The organism is Levilactobacillus tangyuanensis (genome assembly GCF_003946545.1).
Taxonomy (GTDB): Bacteria; Bacillota; Bacilli; order Lactobacillales; family Lactobacillaceae; genus Levilactobacillus; species Levilactobacillus tangyuanensis.
Map to the genome: position 1 here is coordinate 1 of NZ_RHOA01000005.1, position 19116 is coordinate 19116.

Consider the following 19116-nt stretch of genomic DNA (forward strand, 5'->3'; position numbering starts at 1 on the left):
GTTGTGGTGACACCATTAAAGACCTTTATGGGTTTTTCTGTCCACTAATATGTTCAACTTAAATTTTACAATCTACCATTATGAATAAAAAATGACGGAATTAATGTAATTTTTATGCAAAGGGCTTTTTTCTCAGCCGATTTTTGGTACCATGAACGTATAACCTAATGTCGCCGGGCTCACCGGGGATGTTCAAACGAGGGATAAAAGCCATGGAAAACCAAGAACAAACAGCAAGTGCCGCCGACGTCTTGACGCAGGCAATCGCCAACAAACTCGATTATTTAAGCACCTTACAGGCCGCCGTCCAACATGGCGACGACCGCAAAGTGTATGAACTCTTAGACCAAGTTCGTTATTTCCAGGAAGTTAAGAAGACCCGGGCAACGCGGACGGTTAATCATTTAGCGGAATTAGTTGATAACATTCATCCCCAAATCAGTCACTACTTAAGTGATAACCTGATTGACTATTTAGGGCATATTTATCCATTTTTCTATTACGAAGAATACACGACCGGCCTCTTCCACATCTACTTCGGTAACTGGTGGGACCGGCGGTTATTCGGTGATCTAGACGTGATCAACGTTAAGTTTAATTTTGATCAGACCGAATACCAGAAGTTACAGGACTCTTTTGCCTTAGAAAGCCATAATCAACGACTGAATACGGCCAAGATTGAGCAGATTTCGGCGAACAGCGAACGGCTTCAACAATTGGTCGATGATCAAGGGAAGCGGGACACCGAAAAGGCCACGCTACGCGAGCAGCTCAAGGAAAACAGTGGTCGGAGTAGCATGCCATGGGATTCTGGTAAGGTGAAGGACGAACGTCAAAACATCATTGACCAATTGACCAAGTTGGCCGATGAAGATGAAAAAGCGCTGGACGCTCACAAGGCCATCAAGGAAAATGATGACCAAATCCTGGTCTTGTCGAAGGAAGACACCATCCTGAATTACGAAAAGCAAAGTATTCGCGACGCCTTCGATGACTTCGAACATTTTGAATCACACAATACGAGTCTCTATGCGGACTACTTGAACAGCCTGTTAGGAAAGAGCGAAGGCGGGGTGACTGTCGATGATTAACGAGAATGATCCCTCGACCCTAACCACCAGCGGGCGGTTACTGAACTATAACGAAGCCATTAAGTCCGGTTTGGAAACGGGGCTGACGTTTACCAAGTTGATGGACCAACTGATTAAGACGACCGATACCGACGAGTTGGTATCCGCCGCCACGCAGTTAGCCAGCTTCCAATTGGATTCGGACTTTGTGACCTTCCCGCACCAATACAGTAATGCCGATTATTACCTATTATTTATGTCACGGATGTTGGAACTGCATGACCAAGGGAACAATGTCATTTTGCAGTCCCGTGACCACAAGGAAGAGTTAACGCAACAACTGACACCGCTTGGCGACCGTGGCACCTTTAATTTCCGGATTGAAACGTCCGAAAACGGTGGGGTGTTCTATCGCGAACGGGCGACGGGGCAGGCATTGTTCTACCTCAACTTGGAACGGAAGATGTTCCGGTTCAGCAGTCACGCTTTAACCCAACTGTTTATTATCGATTTACACGACACGGTGCCTGCCGAAACGGTGAAGACCTCCGTTCAAATTCTGGTCGACTTCGCCCGGTTCCTTAAGGAAGATTACGGTTATTCCGTGGACTTTAACGTCCTGGACGCCGCTAATCGCCAAAACTATGCCGTGCGGGCGGCCGATTTACCAGCCGGCATCGTCGATCGACTCTTCGTGGTGGCTGCGCAAAACGATTACATGTTAACCAATGGGGTTAATGGTAATGGTGCCGAGATTACGTTGGATGGGGATGTCGTGGTAGATATCTTCAACAACCAATTAGAAGGTCAACCGGAATGGGTGCTCACGGTTCATGACAACGAACAAAAGGTGTCGTGGTTCGATGTGCTGATTAAATATCCATTCATGCGCGACTGGTACTTAGAAAACTTAACAGATCTTGAAATTAAATCGGATCCACTGGTGTTTGATTAGAGAGGGATTGACGTCGTGTTAGAGTTAGCAAAATTGGTTCAACAGTCCATTGCATTAGACAATCAAATCACAACCGAGCGAGACATTGAGTTGCCTCGTCATCGGCAGATTGAGAACGCCTATGTGGCGTTGGACGTGGAGTTGGCCGAAGTTGCCAACACCTCGGAATGGTTTAAGGTTTGGAAGACCCATCGTGGCAAGGCCGACGAGGGATCAACTGCGCGCGAGACGCTGTTAACCGAATATACCGATGCCATGGACTTCTTCTTTCTGGTTGCTACTAAGAAGGTTTGGACGCAACTGATTATGTTGAAGGAAGAGGATTTACAGGCGTTGGCCAGCAGCCGACCGGCCAAGGATCCCGACCAACAATACTTAATCCTGAAACGCATGGTCTTCAATAGCCATTTTTCACATCGGCAGGAAGACTTCCGTCATGCTTGGCGGTTATTCCTGAAGTGGGGCTTCGTTGACTTCGGCTTCAGCCAAGATGAAATTCAGGCGGCTTACGAGGCTAAGCGTCAGGTAAACCTCGACCGTCAGGCTAATAACTATTAGAAACAGGCAGGCTAGTTCGTACTCACGAACTAGCTTTTTGTCCACAAAAAGGGGGAGTGCCGTGATGGAAACCGTTGATCCGCGGGTCATTCGAACGAACGACCGCCTTCGCCGGGCGCTACATCAGTTGTTGCAGGAACAATCTTTGAAACAGATTTCGGTTCAGAAGTTGACCCAGGCCGCCCAGATTACCCGGGGAACGTTCTATCTTCATTACAAGGATAAGGCGGACTTCTTGGCTCAGACGGAAGACCAGGTCATTGACGAATGGTTTGCCGCCGCTAAGGTGACCCTGGCCCCGAACGGGGAACCGGTAGCGGGGTTTGCCTTAGCTCCGGCGCTGCAATACATCGAGAGTCATCGTCACATTGTTTCGGTGCTGCTCGGGCCGGCCTTTAGTCGGTTTCGACCGTACCTTCGGGATCGCTTTGAGCATGAGCTGATGACCTATTCTCGGCAACTTAGCCCGCAAGCTGCGAACCTACCCCCGAAGGATATTCAGGTCACCTTCCTCGTCACCGCCTTTCTTGGCTTGGTTCAGCAATGGCTGGATGACGATCTGCGGTATCGTTCAGAGTTCTTGGCCCGGTCATTTCGGCAAATGATTTCGCCGGAATTACGGCCATTGGCCGGGTGGTTTTCGCTGGTGGGCTTAGATGTCGAGCCAATTTCAGAAAAGCCTTGACTCGGGTAATTGGTTCAGGTATAATTTTCATGTTGTATTTGTGGACTTCCACAGCTGCAACCGCTCGGAATAAGTCTTAAGTTTTCCGCCTTGCGGAGCACTTATCTTCGGCGAGTCTAAGTCTAAATATATAAGGAGGTGCACATACATGTACGCAATTATCGTAACTGGCGGCAAGCAGTACAAGGTCGAAGCAGGCCAAGCTGTTTACGTCGAAAAGTTGAACGTTGAAGCTGGTGAAAAGGTTACTTTTGACCAAGTTGTCTTTGTCGGTGGTGACAAGCCTAAGATTGGGACGCCAACTGTCGCAGGAGCAACTGTTACCGGGACTGTTGAAAAGCAGGGTCTGGAAAAGAAGGTTGTTACTTTCAAGTACAAGGCCAAGAAGGGTTCTCATACGAAGAAAGGTCACCGTCAACCATACACTAAGGTTGTCGTTGATGCGATCAACGCTTAAAGCCTAAAGATTAAGAGAGGCGATCCCGATGATTCATGCGACGTTCCATCATGGAACTAACCGAATCAATTCATTCCAAATCACTGGCCACGCTGACTCAGGTGAGTATGGTCAAGACATTGTTTGTGCTGCAGTTTCGGTGCTCGCGATTAGTACGGTGAACGGCTTACAACGAATCGCTAAGATTCCCGTTGAAGTCGAGAACCGCGATCAGGCAGGCGGCTTTCTGGAAGTCCGCTTACCACCAGAGCTGGGGGCAACGGCTGAACTTAAGGGACAAACACTCCTCCAGAGTTTTGAGGATGGATTACGAGATGTCGCCACAAATTACGCGGATTTTGTTAAATTCGTAGAAATCAAAGATTAATTTGCGGAGGTGAAACTTATGCTGATGAACATGAACTTACAATTCTTCTCTCACCATAAAGGTGGTGGGTCTACTGCTAACGGTCGTGACTCTGCTGGTCGTCGTCTTGGGACGAAGGCTGCTGATGGTTCTACTGTTACCGGTGGTTCTATCCTTTACCGTCAACGTGGGACGCACATCTACCCTGGCCTTAATGTAGGTCGCGGTGGTGACGATACTTTGTTTGCTAAGGTTGCTGGCGTCGTTAAATTCGAACGTCTGGGCCGTGACAAGCGTCAGGTATCCGTATACCCAGTTGCAGAAGAAGCAGCTAAATAACACGAGGTTTTCCTCGTACGACTGAAGAGCTTGAGGCGAGACCAATTCGCTTTGAGTTCTTCTTTTTTTCCACTAAAATGACGAGTGAGTCCAGTCATCAGAAAGGGTGTTGTTCATGACGAATAGAATTGAACGGCTTCAAGCAAGTTTTGCGTCACTCAGTATCGATGCTTTCTTGGTCTCGTCACCGAGCGATCAACGCTATTTAACCGGAACCAGTGTTGAGGCTGGTGACGGGTACCTCTTGGTCATGGCCGATTCGGCCGTCTTCGTGACGGATGCCCGTTACGAGGCTGAGCTGGCAACGACGATGCCCGGTGTGCCCAAGACCATCACTCGGGACTATCTGCAGGCGGTTAATGACGCCTTAGATGCCGCTGGTGCGACCGTTCTTGGGATTGAGGATAGTTTAACCGTGGCCGAGTATGAGTGGTTAGACGAGCATCTGATGACGGACATTGTTCCCATAGCTGGGGTTGTTGGCGAGTTGCGTCAGATCAAGGATCACACGGAGTTGAAAGCCATTCGGCGGGCCACCCGGCTGACCAGTCAGGGACTAGCAGCCCTGTTCACGGTTCTGAAGCCGGGGATGACTGAGCGGGAAGCTGCTCAGTGGTTGGAGCGGTGGATGTTGGAACATGGGTCAACCGGCCCGAGTTTTGGCACCATCGTGGCTAGTGGGGAACGATCCGCTTGGCCTCATGGCCAGGCCAGTGAGAAGTTGTTGGCTACGGGCGAACTGGTCACCATTGACTGCGGGTTTTACGTGGATGGTTATACATCGGACGTGACGCGCACGGTGGCCTTGGGTGATCCTGGCCAAGCGTTGACGGCCGCCTACCAGGCCGTCCAACAGGCTCAAACGATGATCCGTGCGGCGGTTAGGCCAGGCGTGACCGGCGACGAGCTGGACCGGATTGGTCGCGATTACCTCACCGAACAGGGCTATGGCCCCGCATTCATTCACGGGACTGGTCATGGGATTGGTGTGGATATTCACGAAGGCCCGAACATTGGCCGAGGTTGGCCCGATGTCATGCAGGCTAACGAGGTCATTACGGTGGAGCCCGGTGTCTACTTTACTGGCAAGGGGGGCATCCGTATTGAGGATGATCTCTTGGTCACTGAAACAGGCAACGAGTGTTTAACGACCACACCACGAAATTTAATTATTCTGTAAGCGGTCCTGGTATCTTGCTTTTTATGGGTAAGAATTGATATTATAAAGAGGACATATTTTAGGAGGCTGACACATTATGGCAATTTCAACTGCTGATTTTAAAAATGGTTTAACTATCGAGGTCGATCACGCAATCTGGCGGATCGTCGAATTCCAACACGTTAAGCCCGGTAAGGGTGGCGCTTTCGTTCGTTCAAAGCTTAAGAACTTGCGGACGGGTGCTGTTCAAGAAAAGACTTTCCGTGCCGGTGCTAAGATGGAAAAAGCTGACATCTTGACGCGGAGCATGCAATACCTTTATGAAGACGGTGATAACCGGGTCTTCATGGATACTGACAACTTTGAGCAAATCGAAGTTCCAGAAGAACAGATCAAGGGTCAATTACCTTACTTGCAAGAAAACATGAACGTGGACTTGGTTCAATTTGGCAACGAAATCTTAGGGGTTGAAGTACCAAACACGGTTGTCTTAGAAGTTACGGCAACCGAACCTGGTATCAAGGGGAACACCGCTTCCGGTGGTTCCAAGCCTGCTACCATGAACACTGGCTTAGTTGTACAAGTGCCATTCTTTGTTAACGAAGGCGACAAGCTTTCTATTAACACGACCGATGGGACTTACATTTCCCGGGCATAGTTTTCAAATCTTTTATCAGTAAGGGAGGGTCAATGAATGGCAGAAGAGACTAATATCATTTTAGAATCAAAGGAACCGGCTTTGGGCAAGATTGAAGTGGCACCACAAGTGCTCGAAATCATTGTCGGTATTGCTGCAAGTCAGACTGAAGGGGTTGCCCGGATGCGTGGCTCACTTGCCAACAGTTTTACCGAATTGCTGGGTCGCAAAGAACAGCACGGTAAGGGTGTCAAGCTGGTATTTGATGACGGTGAACTGGCCGTTGACGTATACGTCTACTTGAATTATGGCGTGGCGGTACCTAAGGTTGCCTTGGCCATTCAAGACAGCGTGAAGCAGCAACTATTATTCATGACTGATCTCGACTTACGTGAAGTCAATGTTCACGTGGAAGGCGTCATTCCCGAAAAGACGGCGCAACAGGTTGATCCTGATCACCTGTTCAACGAAGCCGACGAAGGAGACAGTGATCAATAGTGGCACTTACACGACACCAGATTCGGGAACGGGCGTTTCAGATGCTCTTTGCCCTGAATGCCAATCCCGACGCCGATCATGATGCTCTGTACCAACGGGTCTTAACGGACGACACAACGCAGGTTGTGCCGGTTCCGGCTTACCTTGATACGCTGGTTACAGGTGTTTTGACCAATCAAACCGAACTGGATGCGCAGATCGAACAGTATCTGAGCACCGGTTGGCAATTAAAGCGAATTGCCAAGACCGACTTGGTCATCTTACGACTGGCCTTTTATGAAATTGACCATGTTGATGATGTGCCAGACCGGGTTGCGGTCAATGAAGCTTTGGAACTGGCCAAGAACTTTAGTGATGATCGTTCACGTCGTTTTATTAACGGTGTGCTCGCTCATACGCTGGACGATTCGTCAGCACCTCAAGACTAAGAAAAATGACCGATGACGGGTAACTGTCATCGGTTTTTGAGTCTGGGACAAAACCCCAGGCTCTTTTTTCGTGTACCCATTTATATGGCCGAAACGTGCGAAAAAAGGCACCCGGTTCCGCTTAAAACTGCTAACCAAACAATCCAAGACCAGGATTATTCGGTTAGCAGCCTTAATGCTCGCCGGCTAACCGCCTTTTGTCCAACTCTCTTTTTTGTTGGTTAATGGCGGGGCGCCCGTTCCCGTTTTCAGAATAACTATGCTAAAATGAAAGATAACTTTGAATTTTAACTGGGAGGAAATTCTTCATGACGACCATTATTGACGGCAAGCAATTGGCCAAACAGGTGAATGCGGAGACCAAGGAACGGGTTGCCCAACTGAGTCAACGCGGAATTGTTCCGGGACTAGCAGTAATTATGGTGGGTGAAGACCCAGCGAGTGCCATTTACGTGCGCAACAAGCATCGTAAGGCAACCCAGCTCGGCATTAAGTCGGTCGTCCGCGACTTGCCGGCAACCATCACACAGGCAGAACTTTTAGCGGTGGTTCAGGGATACAATCAGGACCCGTCAATTCATGGCATTCTGGTGCAGTCGCCATTGCCCGCAGGCCTCGATGAACGGGGCATTGTTGCCGCCATCGATCCGGCCAAGGACGTTGATGGTTTCCATCCCTTGAATGTGGGGAAGATCTTCGCTAACTTGCCTGGAAATTATCCGGTTTCCTGTACGCCACGAGGCATTATGACCATGCTGAAATCGCTGAATGTCCCGCTGAAGGGGAAGCATGCCGTGGTCGTTGGCCGAAGCATGATTGTTGGTCGGCCAATGGGGGCACTGCTTTTGAACGCCGATATGTCGATGACCATCACCCATCAATACAGCGAGAACCTAAGCGACATTACCAAGACGGCCGACGTGTTGGTCGTGGCCACGGGGGTGGCGCATTTGATTAAAGCCGCCGATGTGAAGCCTGGGGCCATCGTCATCGACGTGGGCATGGATCGTGATGAAAATGGCAAGTTAACCGGAGATGTCGACTTCGACGGCGTCTTTGACAAGGTTAGCGCGATTTCCCCCGTCCCCGGTGGCGTGGGGCCAATGACGATTGCCACCTTGATGCAACAGACCGTGGATTTATGCGAGTGGAGTGAGTAATTTGGCAAGCAACGACTATCTATCAGTAACGACGTTGACGCAGTACCTGAAGCGGAAATTTGACGTCGACCCCTACCTGGGCAAGGTCTATCTGACCGGTGAAATCTCCAACTTTCGCCTGCGACCGCATGCCCATCAATACTTTAGCCTGAAGGATGACCACGCTAAAATTAATGCGATCATGTTTCGGTCGGCCTTCGAAAAGCTAAAGTTTACGCCAGAGACCGGGATGAAGGTCCTGGTCACGGGCCGAATCTCCCTCTATGAACCCACTGGCAGTTACCAAATCTACGTCGAACGCATGGAACCAGACGGGATTGGTCAGCTATATCAAGCCTACGAGCAACTTAAAAAGAAGCTGGCTGCCGAGGGGGTGTTCACGGCGCCCAAGCAACCGCTGCCACGCTTTCCCAAACGGATTGCGGTGGTGACAAGTCCCAGTGGGGCGGTCATCAGAGATATCATTACGACGGTCCGGCGTCGTTATCCGATCGCCCAGATTGTCCTATATCCGGCGGTTGTCCAAGGGGATGCGGCCGCTGACGATATTGTTCGGCAGATCGAACGGGCCAATGCGGCCGGGACCTTTGATACCCTAATCATTGGTCGTGGTGGTGGGTCGATCGAAGACCTCTGGCCGTTCAACGAAGAGCGGGTTGCCCGCGCTATTGCGGCCAGTCGCTTGCCGGTGATTTCTTCGGTTGGTCATGAGACCGATACCACGATCGCCGATCTGGTGGCCGATGTCCGGGCGGCGACGCCAACGGCTGCGGCCGAACTGGCGGTGCCCGTGCTCAAGGATGAGTTGTTAAAATTAACCCAGGAACGCACGCGGTTGTTGAACGCCATGGCCAATCGGATTAATTTCCAACAGCAACGCCTGAATAAATTGATGACGGCGTATGTTTTCCGGCAGCCGCAACGCCTCTATGAGACCTATGTGCAGCGGTTAGACCGGGCACAACAGGGACTGCAACGGGGCATGAGTCAACAGGTGACCCGCCGCCAGCAACAATTTCGACTGGCCAGTCAAGGCTTAGCCAATCAATCGCCCTTGGAGCGCGTTAAACGGGCCCAGGTCGATCTTGGCCAAACGACGCAACGGTTAAATGAAAATGCAGAACGTCTATTAACAACGAAAAAGCAACGAGTCGGCCAATTGATTGAGGGCTTAGACTATCTGAGTCCCCTGAAGATTCTCGGTCGGGGGTATAGCTATGTGACCCAAGAGGATCGGGTCATTCGGCAGACAGCCGATTTGAAGAAGGGCACCGCCACCATTCATTTGAGTGACGGGAGTGCCACCGCAGAGATTCAGACCATCACACCAGCAACGGAGGATCAACATGAGTGAAGAAAAGCAACCAACATTTGAAGATAATTTAGCAACCTTGGAAAACATTGTGGCGCAGCTTGAACAGGGCGACGTGCCGTTGGAACAGGCCCTGGATCAATTTCAAAAAGGGGTCGCCTTGAGTAAGAGTCTGCAGAGCACCCTCCAAGATGCCGAGAAGACCCTGACCACCATGATGAACGACGAGGACCACGAGGAAGCCTTCGAAGCACCACAAGGAGGCCAAGGGGATGCCGAGTAATGAACGGCTACAGGCCTTTGAACAGACCTGGCTCCCACAGTTAAATCAACCGTTGGCGGCGGCCATCGCCGCCGATGCCGGTGACGATCGGTTGGCTGCCGCAATGCAGTATTCGGTCCTGGCGGGCGGTAAGCGGCTGCGACCATTGCTGACGGTGGCGACGTTGACCACCGTCGGTCACCCGGTCGATATGGCCAGGGACTGGCGGCCAATCATGGCGCTGGAACTGCTACATACCTATTCTTTAATTCACGATGATCTGCCGGCGATGGACAATGATGACCTACGCCGGGGCGAACCCACCAATCATGTTAAGTTCGGTGCGGGGATGGCCACGCTGGCGGGTGACGGGTTACTAACGCTGGCCTTTCAATGGCTAACGGCCACGGCCTTGCCCCCAATGGTGCAGGCCAAGTTGACACAGGCGCTGGCTCGAGCAGCCGGTCCGAATGGCATGGTGGCCGGTCAAGCGAAGGATATTCGGTCCGAACACATTGACTTACCCTTGGCGGATTTACGGGTTCTCCATCGCGAGAAGACGGGGGCACTCCTCCACTATGCCGTTCAGGCGGGATTGATTCTCGGCGAATTACCAGCGGATCAGTGGACGCCTTACTTGAAGTTTGCCGATGCCTTTGGTCTGGCCTTCCAAATCTATGACGATATCTTGGATGTGGTCAGTACGCCCGGTGAATTGGGTAAGGCCACGCAGAAGGATGCCGGTGAAGCTAAGAATACTTACCCAGGTAAGTTAGGCCTCGAGGGGGCCAATCAGGCCTTGATTGCGACCATTGAACAGGGACGGGCCGCGCTCGCCACCTTGCCAGCATCGGTGGATACCAGTCTGCTGGCGGCCTTCTTTAGTTATTTCGATACGAAACGGGTGAAAGCATGAAGAAAAAACGAGTAGCAGATTTGCTGGTCGAACAGGGCGTCTTTGACTCGAAGGATGAAGCGAAGCGTGCCGTTATGGCCGGGGAAATCTTGGGGACCAATGAGGAACGGTTGGACAAACCGGGGACCATGGTGCCGATCGATACCGAATTACATATCAAGGGGCATCCCTTGCCATACGTCTCACGTGGGGGCTTCAAGTTGGCTAAGGCCATCGAAGCCTTTCAGATTGATCTCCGTGACCGGACGGTACTGGATATTGGGTCCTCAACTGGGGGCTTTACCGATGTGATGCTACAGAATGGCGCGAAGCTGAGTTATGCCCTAGACGTCGGTAGTAATCAACTTGTTTGGAAGCTCCGGCAAGATCCCCGGGTGGTGGTCATGGAGCATACCAACTTTCGTTACAGTAAGCTGGCGGACTTTATGCAGGGGCAACCAACGTTTGCCTCGATTGATGTTTCCTTCATCTCGTTGCGGTTAATTTTGCCGCCGTTGAAGGGAATTTTGGCCGCGGATGGTGACGTGGTCGCCCTCATCAAGCCCCAATTTGAGGCGGATCGTGAGGATGTTGGGCAACACGGGATTGTCCGGGATCGGGCCGTTCATCTGGCCGTGGTGCAGGGGATTATCGACTTTGCCGTTGAGACCGGCTACAGTGTTCTTGGATTGGATTATTCGCCAATTCGGGGTGGCGAAGGGAATATTGAATTCCTGGTTCATTTACGCTCAGTTGATAAACATGCAGTCTGTGCAAGTTCAGTTTCCGTTGAAGAAACGGTTGAGGCAGCCTATGAAGGCCTGAAACAATAGACTATGAGAAAATTATGAGAATTCACTTCCCAAATACTCACGTCTGGTATATGATAAGAATATACATTTTTACCAGATAGAAAAGGGGGGCTAGGTATGAAGAAGCAGGAACGCCAGCAGTTGCTGAAAAGACTGCTGACATCGCGAGAAATCGAACGGCAGGAGGATTTTGTTCGCCTACTGGCCGAAGACGGCATTCACGTGACGCAGGCCACGATTTCACGGGATATTAAGGAGATGCAACTCGTTAAGTTACCCGCGGATTCAGGGGGTTACCGGTATAGTCTCCCAGTTCAAAAGAAGATTGACACCCAGAAGAAATTACAGCGGACGTTGCAGAACGCCTATATTTCTTTTGCCGTTCAGGATCAATTTACAATCTTGAAGGTGTTGCCAGGGAATGGCCCAGTGATCGCTTCCCTCCTGGACCAGATGCGCTATGACTTCATCTTCGGCACGGTCGGGGATGACAGCTCGGTCTTGGCCGTTTGTGTTTCTCATCAGGGTGCCTTACAATTGGAAAAGACAATCAATCAGATGTTAGAAGACTAACGTCGACGCGATCACGACTCACCAATCAGCGGTTAGCTGACCTAGGCGGCGTGGTCGTTTTATTTTTGAGGAGGTCAGACCGTGTTACAAGAGTTATCCATTAAAAATTTTGCGATTATCGATCAGCTGGACGTGACGTTCAAGCGGGGCATGACGGTCCTTACCGGGGAAACCGGTGCCGGTAAATCCATTATCATTGACGCGGTCGGCCTCCTGGCCGGCGGACGAGGCTCAGCGAATTTCGTGCGGACCGGCACCGATAAGGCCATCATTCAGGGAAGCTTTACTTTTCCCGATGGCGGAACGACCTACCGGGTACTGGACGAGTTGGGAATCGACCACGATGATGGCAGCGTCATTCTCCAGCGAGAAATCCATCAGAATGGCCGCAATACCTGTCGGGTCAATGGCATGCTGGTTAATACCAACACCTTGAAACGCATTGGGGAAACCGCCGTGGACATCCACGGACAAAACGAACATCAAGAGCTCATGCAACCCGAGAAGCATTTAGGGATGCTGGATGAGTTTGCCGGCGACAAGGTCGCCAAGCTACGGGCTCGCTACCAGACCATTTACCAACGCTATACGCAACTTCAATCGACCTTAGAGAATCGGCGGACCAACGAGAAGGAATGGGCCCAACACCTGGACATGCTAAAGTTCCAGGTCAACGAGATTGAGTCGGCGAACCTGCAACCGGGCGAAGAAGACGATTTGATTGCCGAACGGGAACGCTTGGACAACTACCAGAAAATTAACGATGCCTTGCAGCGGAGTCAGATGACGTTAACCGGTGAGGATGCCACTCCCGGCGTGAATGACCAGCTCAGCAGTGCCTTGCAGGCGATGCAGGGGATTGCCGACTTCGATCCGGCGTTCAAACAGATTAGTGCCAGCCTGGAGACGGCCTACTATGCCCTGACCGATGCCGTGGGGGATGTTTCCTCTCAACTGGACCTGTTGGAATGGGACGAGGGCCGGTTAGATGAAATTGAACAACGGTTAGACGTGATTAACCAGTTGAAGCGGAAGTACGGCGACTCCGAGTCGCAGGTTCTGAAGTACTTCGATAAGATTGCGGCCGAGTTGAAGCAGATGCAGACGACCGATGCGCAGGCCGACGATTTGGAAGAACAGGTGGCTACCCAGGAGACCAAGCTCCACGAGGTTGGTGAACAGCTCAGTGAGGCCCGGCACCATGCCGCCGAGAAATTGGAGCGCGCCATTCACGGTGAGTTGGGTGACCTGTACATGGCCAAGACGGTCTTTGCCGTTCGTTTCTCGCGACCAAAGAATGAGGGCCTATTGAGCACGGGACTAGACCACGTGGAGTTCTATCTGCGGACGAATCCCGGCGAGGACATGCGGCCATTGGCCAAGATTGCCTCCGGTGGGGAATTGTCCCGGATCATGTTGGCCCTAAAGACGATCTTCTCCGAATCACAGGGAATTACCTCGATTATCTTTGATGAGGTTGATACCGGGGTCAGCGGCCGAGTCGCCCAAGCCATTGCCGAGAAGATTAGCGGTATTGCTCGAGCGTCACAGGTCCTATGTATCACGCATTTACCACAGGTAGCCGCGATGGCCGACCATCACTACTTTATTGCTAAGCAGATCGTTGGCGAGCGGACCGAGACCAGTCTGACCCGGTTGAATGCAGATGCACGGATCGATGAGATTGCCCGAATGTCCGCGGGTACCCAGGTCACGAAACTCGCGTTAGAGCATGCCAGCGAGCTCCTGGCACTGGCCGATGAAACCAAGCAACAACAAGCAAATAAGCAAAATAAGTGATCATCCCTAGTGGTTTACCAGTCATCTTGACTGGGGCCACTATTTTTATCTGGTCAGTTAGTTTAAAAGGTTTATGGAATTTGTCTTAAATTATTTAGGTAATTGGCTTATACTAAGGATAAAGACCTCGCTTTAAGAGATGAAAAAGTTAGTTGAGGGTGTAAATTATGAAAAAAAGATTTATGGGCTTGGTCATCGGATTATTGTGCCTGGTGACCGTCTTGGTAACCGGGTCGGTTACGGCCCAAGCTAAGGATCTGACAGAAGAGGGAAACAATGTAACAACCGGGTTAGACGCGCCATCGTCGATTGCTGAAGAAACCGGCAACAATGTCTATACGCCGGTCACTGACACCTCCAAGCTCTATTCTGGTCAAAACTACCAATTAAATTACACTTGGGGCATTAATGATAATGTCAAGGTGGAGGCTGGCGACACCGCCACGATTACGATGCCAACCAATGCCTCGGCTTCACCGGCCAAGTTTGACGTCACGGCGAAGGACGCTAATAACACGGTCGTTGGTGAAGTTTTGATCGCGGTTGGCACGAACGTCGGGGTCATCACCTTTAATGATGCGATGTCTCAGACCAATGTTGGCCGAACCGGTACCCTGCAGTTCAATGCCGTTGGGACCGATAAAAAAGCCTCGAGCGGTGGGGCAACCTATGTCATCAATAAGAATGGCTGGGTCAACGACAATGACTATACTGGGGTCTTACCCAATAAGGTCACCTGGGATATCGTTTTCAATCCCAATAATAAGGACATGGGTAAGGTCACACTAACTGATACCATTGGGCCGTTGCAAACCTTTATCAACGATGACTCGATCTCGGCCAAGTATGATGATGGCACCGTGTTAAAGCCAACCGTGGCCGTCAACGGGTCTACGGTGACTTTTACCTTCGATAACATTACCAAGAATACGACCCTGGTCTATTACACGTCGGTGGACACCACTGCGCTTACGGGCAATACCTCGGGGGTCTTCAGTAACAAGGTTGACCTGGTGAGTGCGGCCGGCGATACCGGCAGTTCGAGCACGGGGGGAGACCCCGGTACGGGCACCGGCACCACAGATAATCCCATCACTTCGACCAAGAACTTCCACTGGGGTGGTAAGGCCGTCTTAGATGGTGACTACGTGGGTGGCTTTAACCTGACAAAGACGGGGTTAAGTGAAACCGGCACGACCATACCGTTAGATGGAGCCGAGTACACCGTGCAAAAGCAGGATGCCGATGGAAATTGGGTTGACGATCAAACCGGACTGACCACCAAGGGAGGTGGCGTCTTAAACGATCCACTGCTGCCAGTTGGGGATTATCGGCTGATCGAAACCAAGGCGCCGGATGGCTACCTCTTAAATAAGGACCCAATTGAATTTACCATTGCCGCTAGTGATGCGGCTGCAGGCAACACGATTCATGAATTAACCCAGGTCGACAATCCGAACTCGGTCACCCTGACCAAGAAGGATGCCAGCACCGGTGACGTTCTCGCGGGCGCCACGTATCAGTTGAGGGACTCGGCGGGAAACGTCGTTGCCGGTGCCGATAATTTGGTAACAGATGCCAACGGTCAAGTGACGGTCAGCAAGTTGGCCCCTGGCGACTATAACTTCTATGAAGTGACACCACCGGATGGCTATGAGAAGAACACCGATCCGGTACCCGTCACCGTTTTGTCTACCGACACAACCGCTGTCGGCGTCGATCAACTCGACAAGCCGATTACGGTTGACTCATCGAGTTCTTCCGTGGCCTCAAGCACGCCATCGTCGAGTGCTACCAGTTCGACGACGTCCTCGGTGGCCAGCAGTTCAAGTTCGAGTGAGGAGTCTTCGGCTTCATTGTCCGAATCAAGTTCCAAGCCGGTGGTAAGTTCCTCGATTCCATCCAGTTCAAGTTCTGAGGAACATAGTTCCTCGATTCCATCTACTTCGATTCCGAGTGCCTCTTCTGAGCCGGTGTCGATTGAGAGCAGTAGCGCGATTAAAGCAGGCTCTTCAATTCCACAAGGCGCGAGTTCTTCAGAGCCGAGTTCAAGTAGCACATCGTCAGGTGATTCAACGGGCTCGAGCAAACCTGAACGCGTAAAAAAGCCTTCAGGTTCTTCCTCGAGTTCTCACCCAGCAACCGTTAAACCTAACGCCAATCAGAGTAGCGGGGCGGACCTTGCCTCGAACGCTCTCACAACGGCGAATGCCGGTGGGACGACCCTGCCTTCTGCTGGCGGTGCCGCCGCTAAGCCCAAGGGCCTGAAGCGTTTCTTGCCACAGACCAATGAGCAAAAGAGTCTCTTTGCAATGATCCTTGGCTTACTCGTCTTTGGGACGAGCCTTAGTCTCTGGCAATGGCGCCGGTCCACTAAACGGTAAATAAGTGATGATGCGACAAAAAAGGAGCCTTCCTAGTCTATGGTCTAGGAAGGCTCCTTTTAAGTTTAGTAACGCTGAATTGAACGCAAGAGTCGTGGGGCAACGATAGTTGTTAGCCGGCGGTCTTGCTTCAAGACGAGGTGACCAGCGGCATCTTCACTTAAATAGCCACTCGCCGTTGCGGGGGCAACGTCAGGGACGCTCTTGAATTGGAGACGGACAAAGTAATGCCGGTCAAGTGATTGCCGGATGAAGTAATGCAGCTGTTCATCGGGCATTTGGGACTCGATCACTTGGCCTTGAACGACAGGTCGACTACTAAAGAGTTCCTTATAGGCAGTCGCAACCCGATCGGACAGGGCTGCACGATTAATATTTAAGTTTTGCATACTGCTCACCTCGAACGTTTGTTTGTATTTACATTATACGAACATCCGTTCGAGAATGCAAGAACTTTTTGTTGCAGCCGCTAAATCCCTTTATTTCGGACTTTTTCTGGATTTTAAAGGGTAAACCAACCTATTTAGGCGGAAATAGTGGTAATATAGTTATCTATAGATTGTCGATAAGGCCGGCTAACGGCTGGCACGAGACCTGCTTCATTTCGGTTACCAAGACGAATTGGGTCAGTAATTAAATTTTTTGGATGAAGGGATTTTTTCGAAATGGCTAAACGTGGAATGCTCATCGTACTCTCGGGTCCTTCGGGAGTAGGTAAAGGAACGGTTCGTAAGGCGTTATTTGAGACCGGTGCAACCGACTTCTCTTACTCCATCTCAATGACCACTCGTCAACCACGAGAAGGCGAAGTCAATGGGGTCGACTATTACTTTGTTTCCAAGGAAGAATTCGAGGAGAATATCCGTAACGGGGAGATGCTCGAGTATGCCAAGTATGTTGACAACTACTATGGCACCCCGTTAAAATATGTAAATGAGACCCTTGATCAAGGCAAAGATGTCTTCTTAGAAATCGAAGTCAACGGGGCCATGCAGGTTCGGGCCAATTGTCCGGACGCCGTCTTTGTCTTCTTGACACCACCCGATCTGATGGAACTTAAGCATCGATTAATTGGGCGGGGGACGGATGCCATGGATGTCATCAACAAGCGTATTAAAAAGGCCGTTGGTGAGATTCGGATGATGCGCAACTATGATTATGCCGTGGTTAACGATGAAGTTAGCCAGGCGGTTGCTCGGATTCAGATGATTATCCGCAGTGAACGGTTACGGGTAACCCGGGTCATGCCGGATTACGAACAAATGATTGGAGACGAAAACTAATGTTACTTTATCCCTCAGTTGATGATTTATTAGCACAAGTTGATTCACGTTACTCATTAATTATGCTGGCTAGCAAGCGGGCCCACGAGTTGGACGCCGGTGCCAAGCCATTATTAACCGACTACAAGTCGCCCAAGACCATTGGTCGTGCATTGGAAGAAATTGCTGCCGGTGCATTGATGATTGATCCGGACGAAAAGGATCTGGACGCCTAACTTGGCGATTCAGGAAGGACCAGATTACCGTTGGGTGATCTGGCCTTTTTTATCGTAAGTGACAAGGAGGGACGACATGTTAACTGGAAAACACGTGACATTAACGGTCAGCGGCAGCGTTGCGACCTATAAGGCGGCAACCCTTGCCCGTGACTTGCAGCGAGCTGGTGCGGAGGTCCGGGTTGTTTTAACGACGGCAGCGGAGAAATTTGTGACGGCGGCAACGTTCGCGGCGTTGACCAAGGCCCCGGTTCTAACCGATGAGAGTTGGTGGCGAGCCTCTGGTGAAATTGACCACGTTGCCTTGGCCGACTGGACGGACCTGGCCATTGCCGCGCCGGCCTCCGCCAACCTCATGGCCGAATTGGCCAATGGATTAGCCGGGGATGCTGCCAGTACCACTTGGCTGGCAACGGCCGCGGTTAAGGTGGTCGTTCCCGCCATGAACACGCATATGTGGACGACCCCAGCAACGCAGCGTAATCGGCAACAACTGGAGGCGGATGGCGTCCACGTCTTGACGCCGGCTACCGGCTTGTTGGCCGAAGGCTACGCCGGTCAAGGCCGCTTCCTGGAACCGGCCGAAATTGTTCGCCAAATTGACGATCTGCACCTGTTTCAGGCGCCCATTTTAAAAGGCAAGCGGGTGGTCGTCACGGCCGGCGGCACACGGGAACGATTGGATCCGGTTCGCTTCTTGTCGAATGATTCCTCCGGCAAGATGGGTTACGCCGTGGCGGCCGCTGCAATAGCCGCGGGGGCCGAGGTGACCTTGATCACCGCCCCAACGCGGCTGGATCCACCGGTCGGGGCCAAAGTGGTGCCGATTGAAAGTACCACGGAGCTCCGCGATGCCGTGCTTGCGGCGTATCGGCAGGCCGATGCGCTGGTGATGGCGGCGGCGGTAGCCGACTTTCAACCATTACAAACGGCCGATCAGAAGATTAAAAAGACGCCCGGGGAAACCGAGTTCACCTTACGGCTGCAGCAAACGCCCGATATTCTACAGGAGGTGGCGGCGATTAAGCAGCCACATCAAGTGACGGTAGGTTTTGCCGCTGAGACGCAAGATTTACTAGCTAACGGGCAGAAAAAGTTAGCAGCCAAGCACTTAGACCTGTTGGCCGCAAACGACGTCTCCCAGGCTGGCATCGGCTTTAATAGCGATGACAACCAGGTAACCTTTATTCAACCGAATGGGGTGACCGATCAGACGCCAAAAACCAGTAAAACGCTGATTGCTCAGGCCTTAATTAAACGATTAGCAGAAATTTTAACCAGTAAGTGA

At 51.4% G+C, this 19116-nt stretch carries 23 protein-coding genes and 1 other annotated feature; of the genes, 22 read left to right on the top strand and 1 reads right to left on the bottom strand.

Features of this window, described 5'->3' with window-relative positions:
• Positions 1–212 precede the first annotated feature (212 nt).
• From EKM96_RS05215 to EKM96_RS05305, 19 genes are all read left to right on the top strand, one after another.
• A complete protein-coding gene (locus tag EKM96_RS05215; RefSeq protein WP_125640764.1) occupies positions 213–1091 on the top strand; it encodes an exonuclease SbcC in 879 nt (292 codons plus the stop codon).
• A complete protein-coding gene (locus tag EKM96_RS05220) occupies positions 1084–2025 on the top strand; it encodes a hypothetical protein (RefSeq protein ID WP_125640767.1) in 942 nt (313 codons plus the stop codon). The genes EKM96_RS05215 and EKM96_RS05220 overlap by 8 nt, the downstream gene beginning before the upstream one ends.
• Before the next feature lie 15 nt (positions 2026–2040).
• Complete coding sequence (locus EKM96_RS05225; protein WP_125640770.1) at positions 2041–2583, top strand: dUTPase; 543 nt, start codon at positions 2041–2043, stop codon at positions 2581–2583.
• Between the two features lie 64 nt (positions 2584–2647).
• Positions 2648–3268 (top strand): TetR/AcrR family transcriptional regulator, encoded by a 621-nt coding sequence (locus tag EKM96_RS05230; RefSeq protein WP_125640773.1) that lies wholly within the window; start codon positions 2648–2650, stop codon positions 3266–3268.
• 48 nt (positions 3269–3316) lie between these two features.
• Positions 3317–3396, top strand: a sequence feature (ribosomal protein L21 leader region).
• A 20-nt stretch (positions 3397–3416) separates the two neighbouring features.
• A complete protein-coding gene (gene rplU, locus EKM96_RS05235; protein WP_125640776.1) occupies positions 3417–3725 on the top strand; it encodes a 50S ribosomal protein L21 in 309 nt (102 codons plus the stop codon).
• Between the two features lie 28 nt (positions 3726–3753).
• On the top strand, positions 3754–4092 hold the full coding sequence (locus EKM96_RS05240; protein WP_125640779.1) for a ribosomal-processing cysteine protease Prp: 339 nt from the start codon (positions 3754–3756) through the stop codon (positions 4090–4092).
• Positions 4093–4116: 24 nt separating this feature from the next.
• Positions 4117–4410 (top strand): 50S ribosomal protein L27, encoded by a 294-nt coding sequence (gene rpmA, locus EKM96_RS05245; RefSeq protein ID WP_269801535.1) that lies wholly within the window; start codon positions 4117–4119, stop codon positions 4408–4410.
• Positions 4411–4525: 115 nt separating this feature from the next.
• Positions 4526–5590, top strand: coding sequence for a M24 family metallopeptidase (locus EKM96_RS05250; RefSeq protein ID WP_125640781.1), 1065 nt, complete (start codon positions 4526–4528; stop codon positions 5588–5590).
• 76 nt (positions 5591–5666) lie between these two features.
• Complete coding sequence (gene efp, locus EKM96_RS05255; protein ID WP_125640784.1) at positions 5667–6227, top strand: elongation factor P; 561 nt, start codon at positions 5667–5669, stop codon at positions 6225–6227.
• Between the two features lie 36 nt (positions 6228–6263).
• Positions 6264–6704 (top strand): Asp23/Gls24 family envelope stress response protein, encoded by a 441-nt coding sequence (locus EKM96_RS05260; protein ID WP_125640787.1) that lies wholly within the window; start codon positions 6264–6266, stop codon positions 6702–6704.
• Complete coding sequence (gene nusB, locus EKM96_RS05265; protein WP_125640789.1) at positions 6704–7132, top strand: transcription antitermination factor NusB; 429 nt, start codon at positions 6704–6706, stop codon at positions 7130–7132. Before EKM96_RS05260 ends, nusB begins: the two co-directional genes overlap by 1 nt.
• Before the next feature lie 308 nt (positions 7133–7440).
• Positions 7441–8292, top strand: a complete 852-nt coding sequence (locus EKM96_RS05270; protein ID WP_125640792.1) for a bifunctional 5,10-methylenetetrahydrofolate dehydrogenase/5,10-methenyltetrahydrofolate cyclohydrolase — start codon at positions 7441–7443, stop codon at positions 8290–8292.
• Position 8293: 1 nt separating this feature from the next.
• The gene (xseA, locus tag EKM96_RS05275; RefSeq protein ID WP_125640795.1) at positions 8294–9646 is read left to right on the top strand and encodes an exodeoxyribonuclease VII large subunit; all 1353 of its coding nucleotides are present in this window, start codon (positions 8294–8296) and stop codon (positions 9644–9646) included.
• Complete coding sequence (locus EKM96_RS05280; protein WP_125640798.1) at positions 9639–9887, top strand: exodeoxyribonuclease VII small subunit; 249 nt, start codon at positions 9639–9641, stop codon at positions 9885–9887. Before xseA ends, EKM96_RS05280 begins: the two co-directional genes overlap by 8 nt.
• Complete coding sequence (locus tag EKM96_RS05285; protein ID WP_125640801.1) at positions 9877–10782, top strand: polyprenyl synthetase family protein; 906 nt, start codon at positions 9877–9879, stop codon at positions 10780–10782. Before EKM96_RS05280 ends, EKM96_RS05285 begins: the two co-directional genes overlap by 11 nt.
• Entirely contained in the window at positions 10779–11594 is an 816-nt protein-coding gene (locus EKM96_RS05290; RefSeq protein ID WP_125640804.1) for a TlyA family RNA methyltransferase, read from the top strand. Before EKM96_RS05285 ends, EKM96_RS05290 begins: the two co-directional genes overlap by 4 nt.
• Before the next feature lie 96 nt (positions 11595–11690).
• Entirely contained in the window at positions 11691–12146 is a 456-nt protein-coding gene (locus EKM96_RS05295) for an arginine repressor (RefSeq protein WP_061776941.1), read from the top strand.
• A gap of 81 nt (positions 12147–12227) precedes the next feature.
• Positions 12228–13946, top strand: a complete 1719-nt coding sequence (gene recN, locus EKM96_RS05300; protein WP_125640807.1) for a DNA repair protein RecN — start codon at positions 12228–12230, stop codon at positions 13944–13946.
• Positions 13947–14113: 167 nt separating this feature from the next.
• Positions 14114–16330 (top strand): SpaA isopeptide-forming pilin-related protein, encoded by a 2217-nt coding sequence (locus EKM96_RS05305; RefSeq protein WP_125640810.1) that lies wholly within the window; start codon positions 14114–14116, stop codon positions 16328–16330.
• A 65-nt stretch (positions 16331–16395) separates the two neighbouring features.
• Here EKM96_RS05305 and EKM96_RS05310 read toward each other — a convergent pair whose 3' ends face one another.
• Positions 16396–16719, bottom strand: a complete 324-nt coding sequence (locus tag EKM96_RS05310; RefSeq protein ID WP_125640814.1) for a hypothetical protein — start codon at positions 16717–16719, stop codon at positions 16396–16398.
• Positions 16720–16995: 276 nt separating this feature from the next.
• Between EKM96_RS05310 and gmk the strand changes: the two genes are divergently transcribed.
• From gmk to coaBC, 3 genes are all read left to right on the top strand, one after another.
• Complete coding sequence (gene gmk / locus EKM96_RS05315) at positions 16996–17613, top strand: guanylate kinase (protein ID WP_125640817.1); 618 nt, start codon at positions 16996–16998, stop codon at positions 17611–17613.
• Positions 17613–17828, top strand: a complete 216-nt coding sequence (gene rpoZ, locus EKM96_RS05320; protein ID WP_061776946.1) for a DNA-directed RNA polymerase subunit omega — start codon at positions 17613–17615, stop codon at positions 17826–17828. Before gmk ends, rpoZ begins: the two co-directional genes overlap by 1 nt.
• Before the next feature lie 76 nt (positions 17829–17904).
• Complete coding sequence (coaBC, locus tag EKM96_RS05325; RefSeq protein ID WP_125640820.1) at positions 17905–19116, top strand: bifunctional phosphopantothenoylcysteine decarboxylase/phosphopantothenate--cysteine ligase CoaBC; 1212 nt, start codon at positions 17905–17907, stop codon at positions 19114–19116.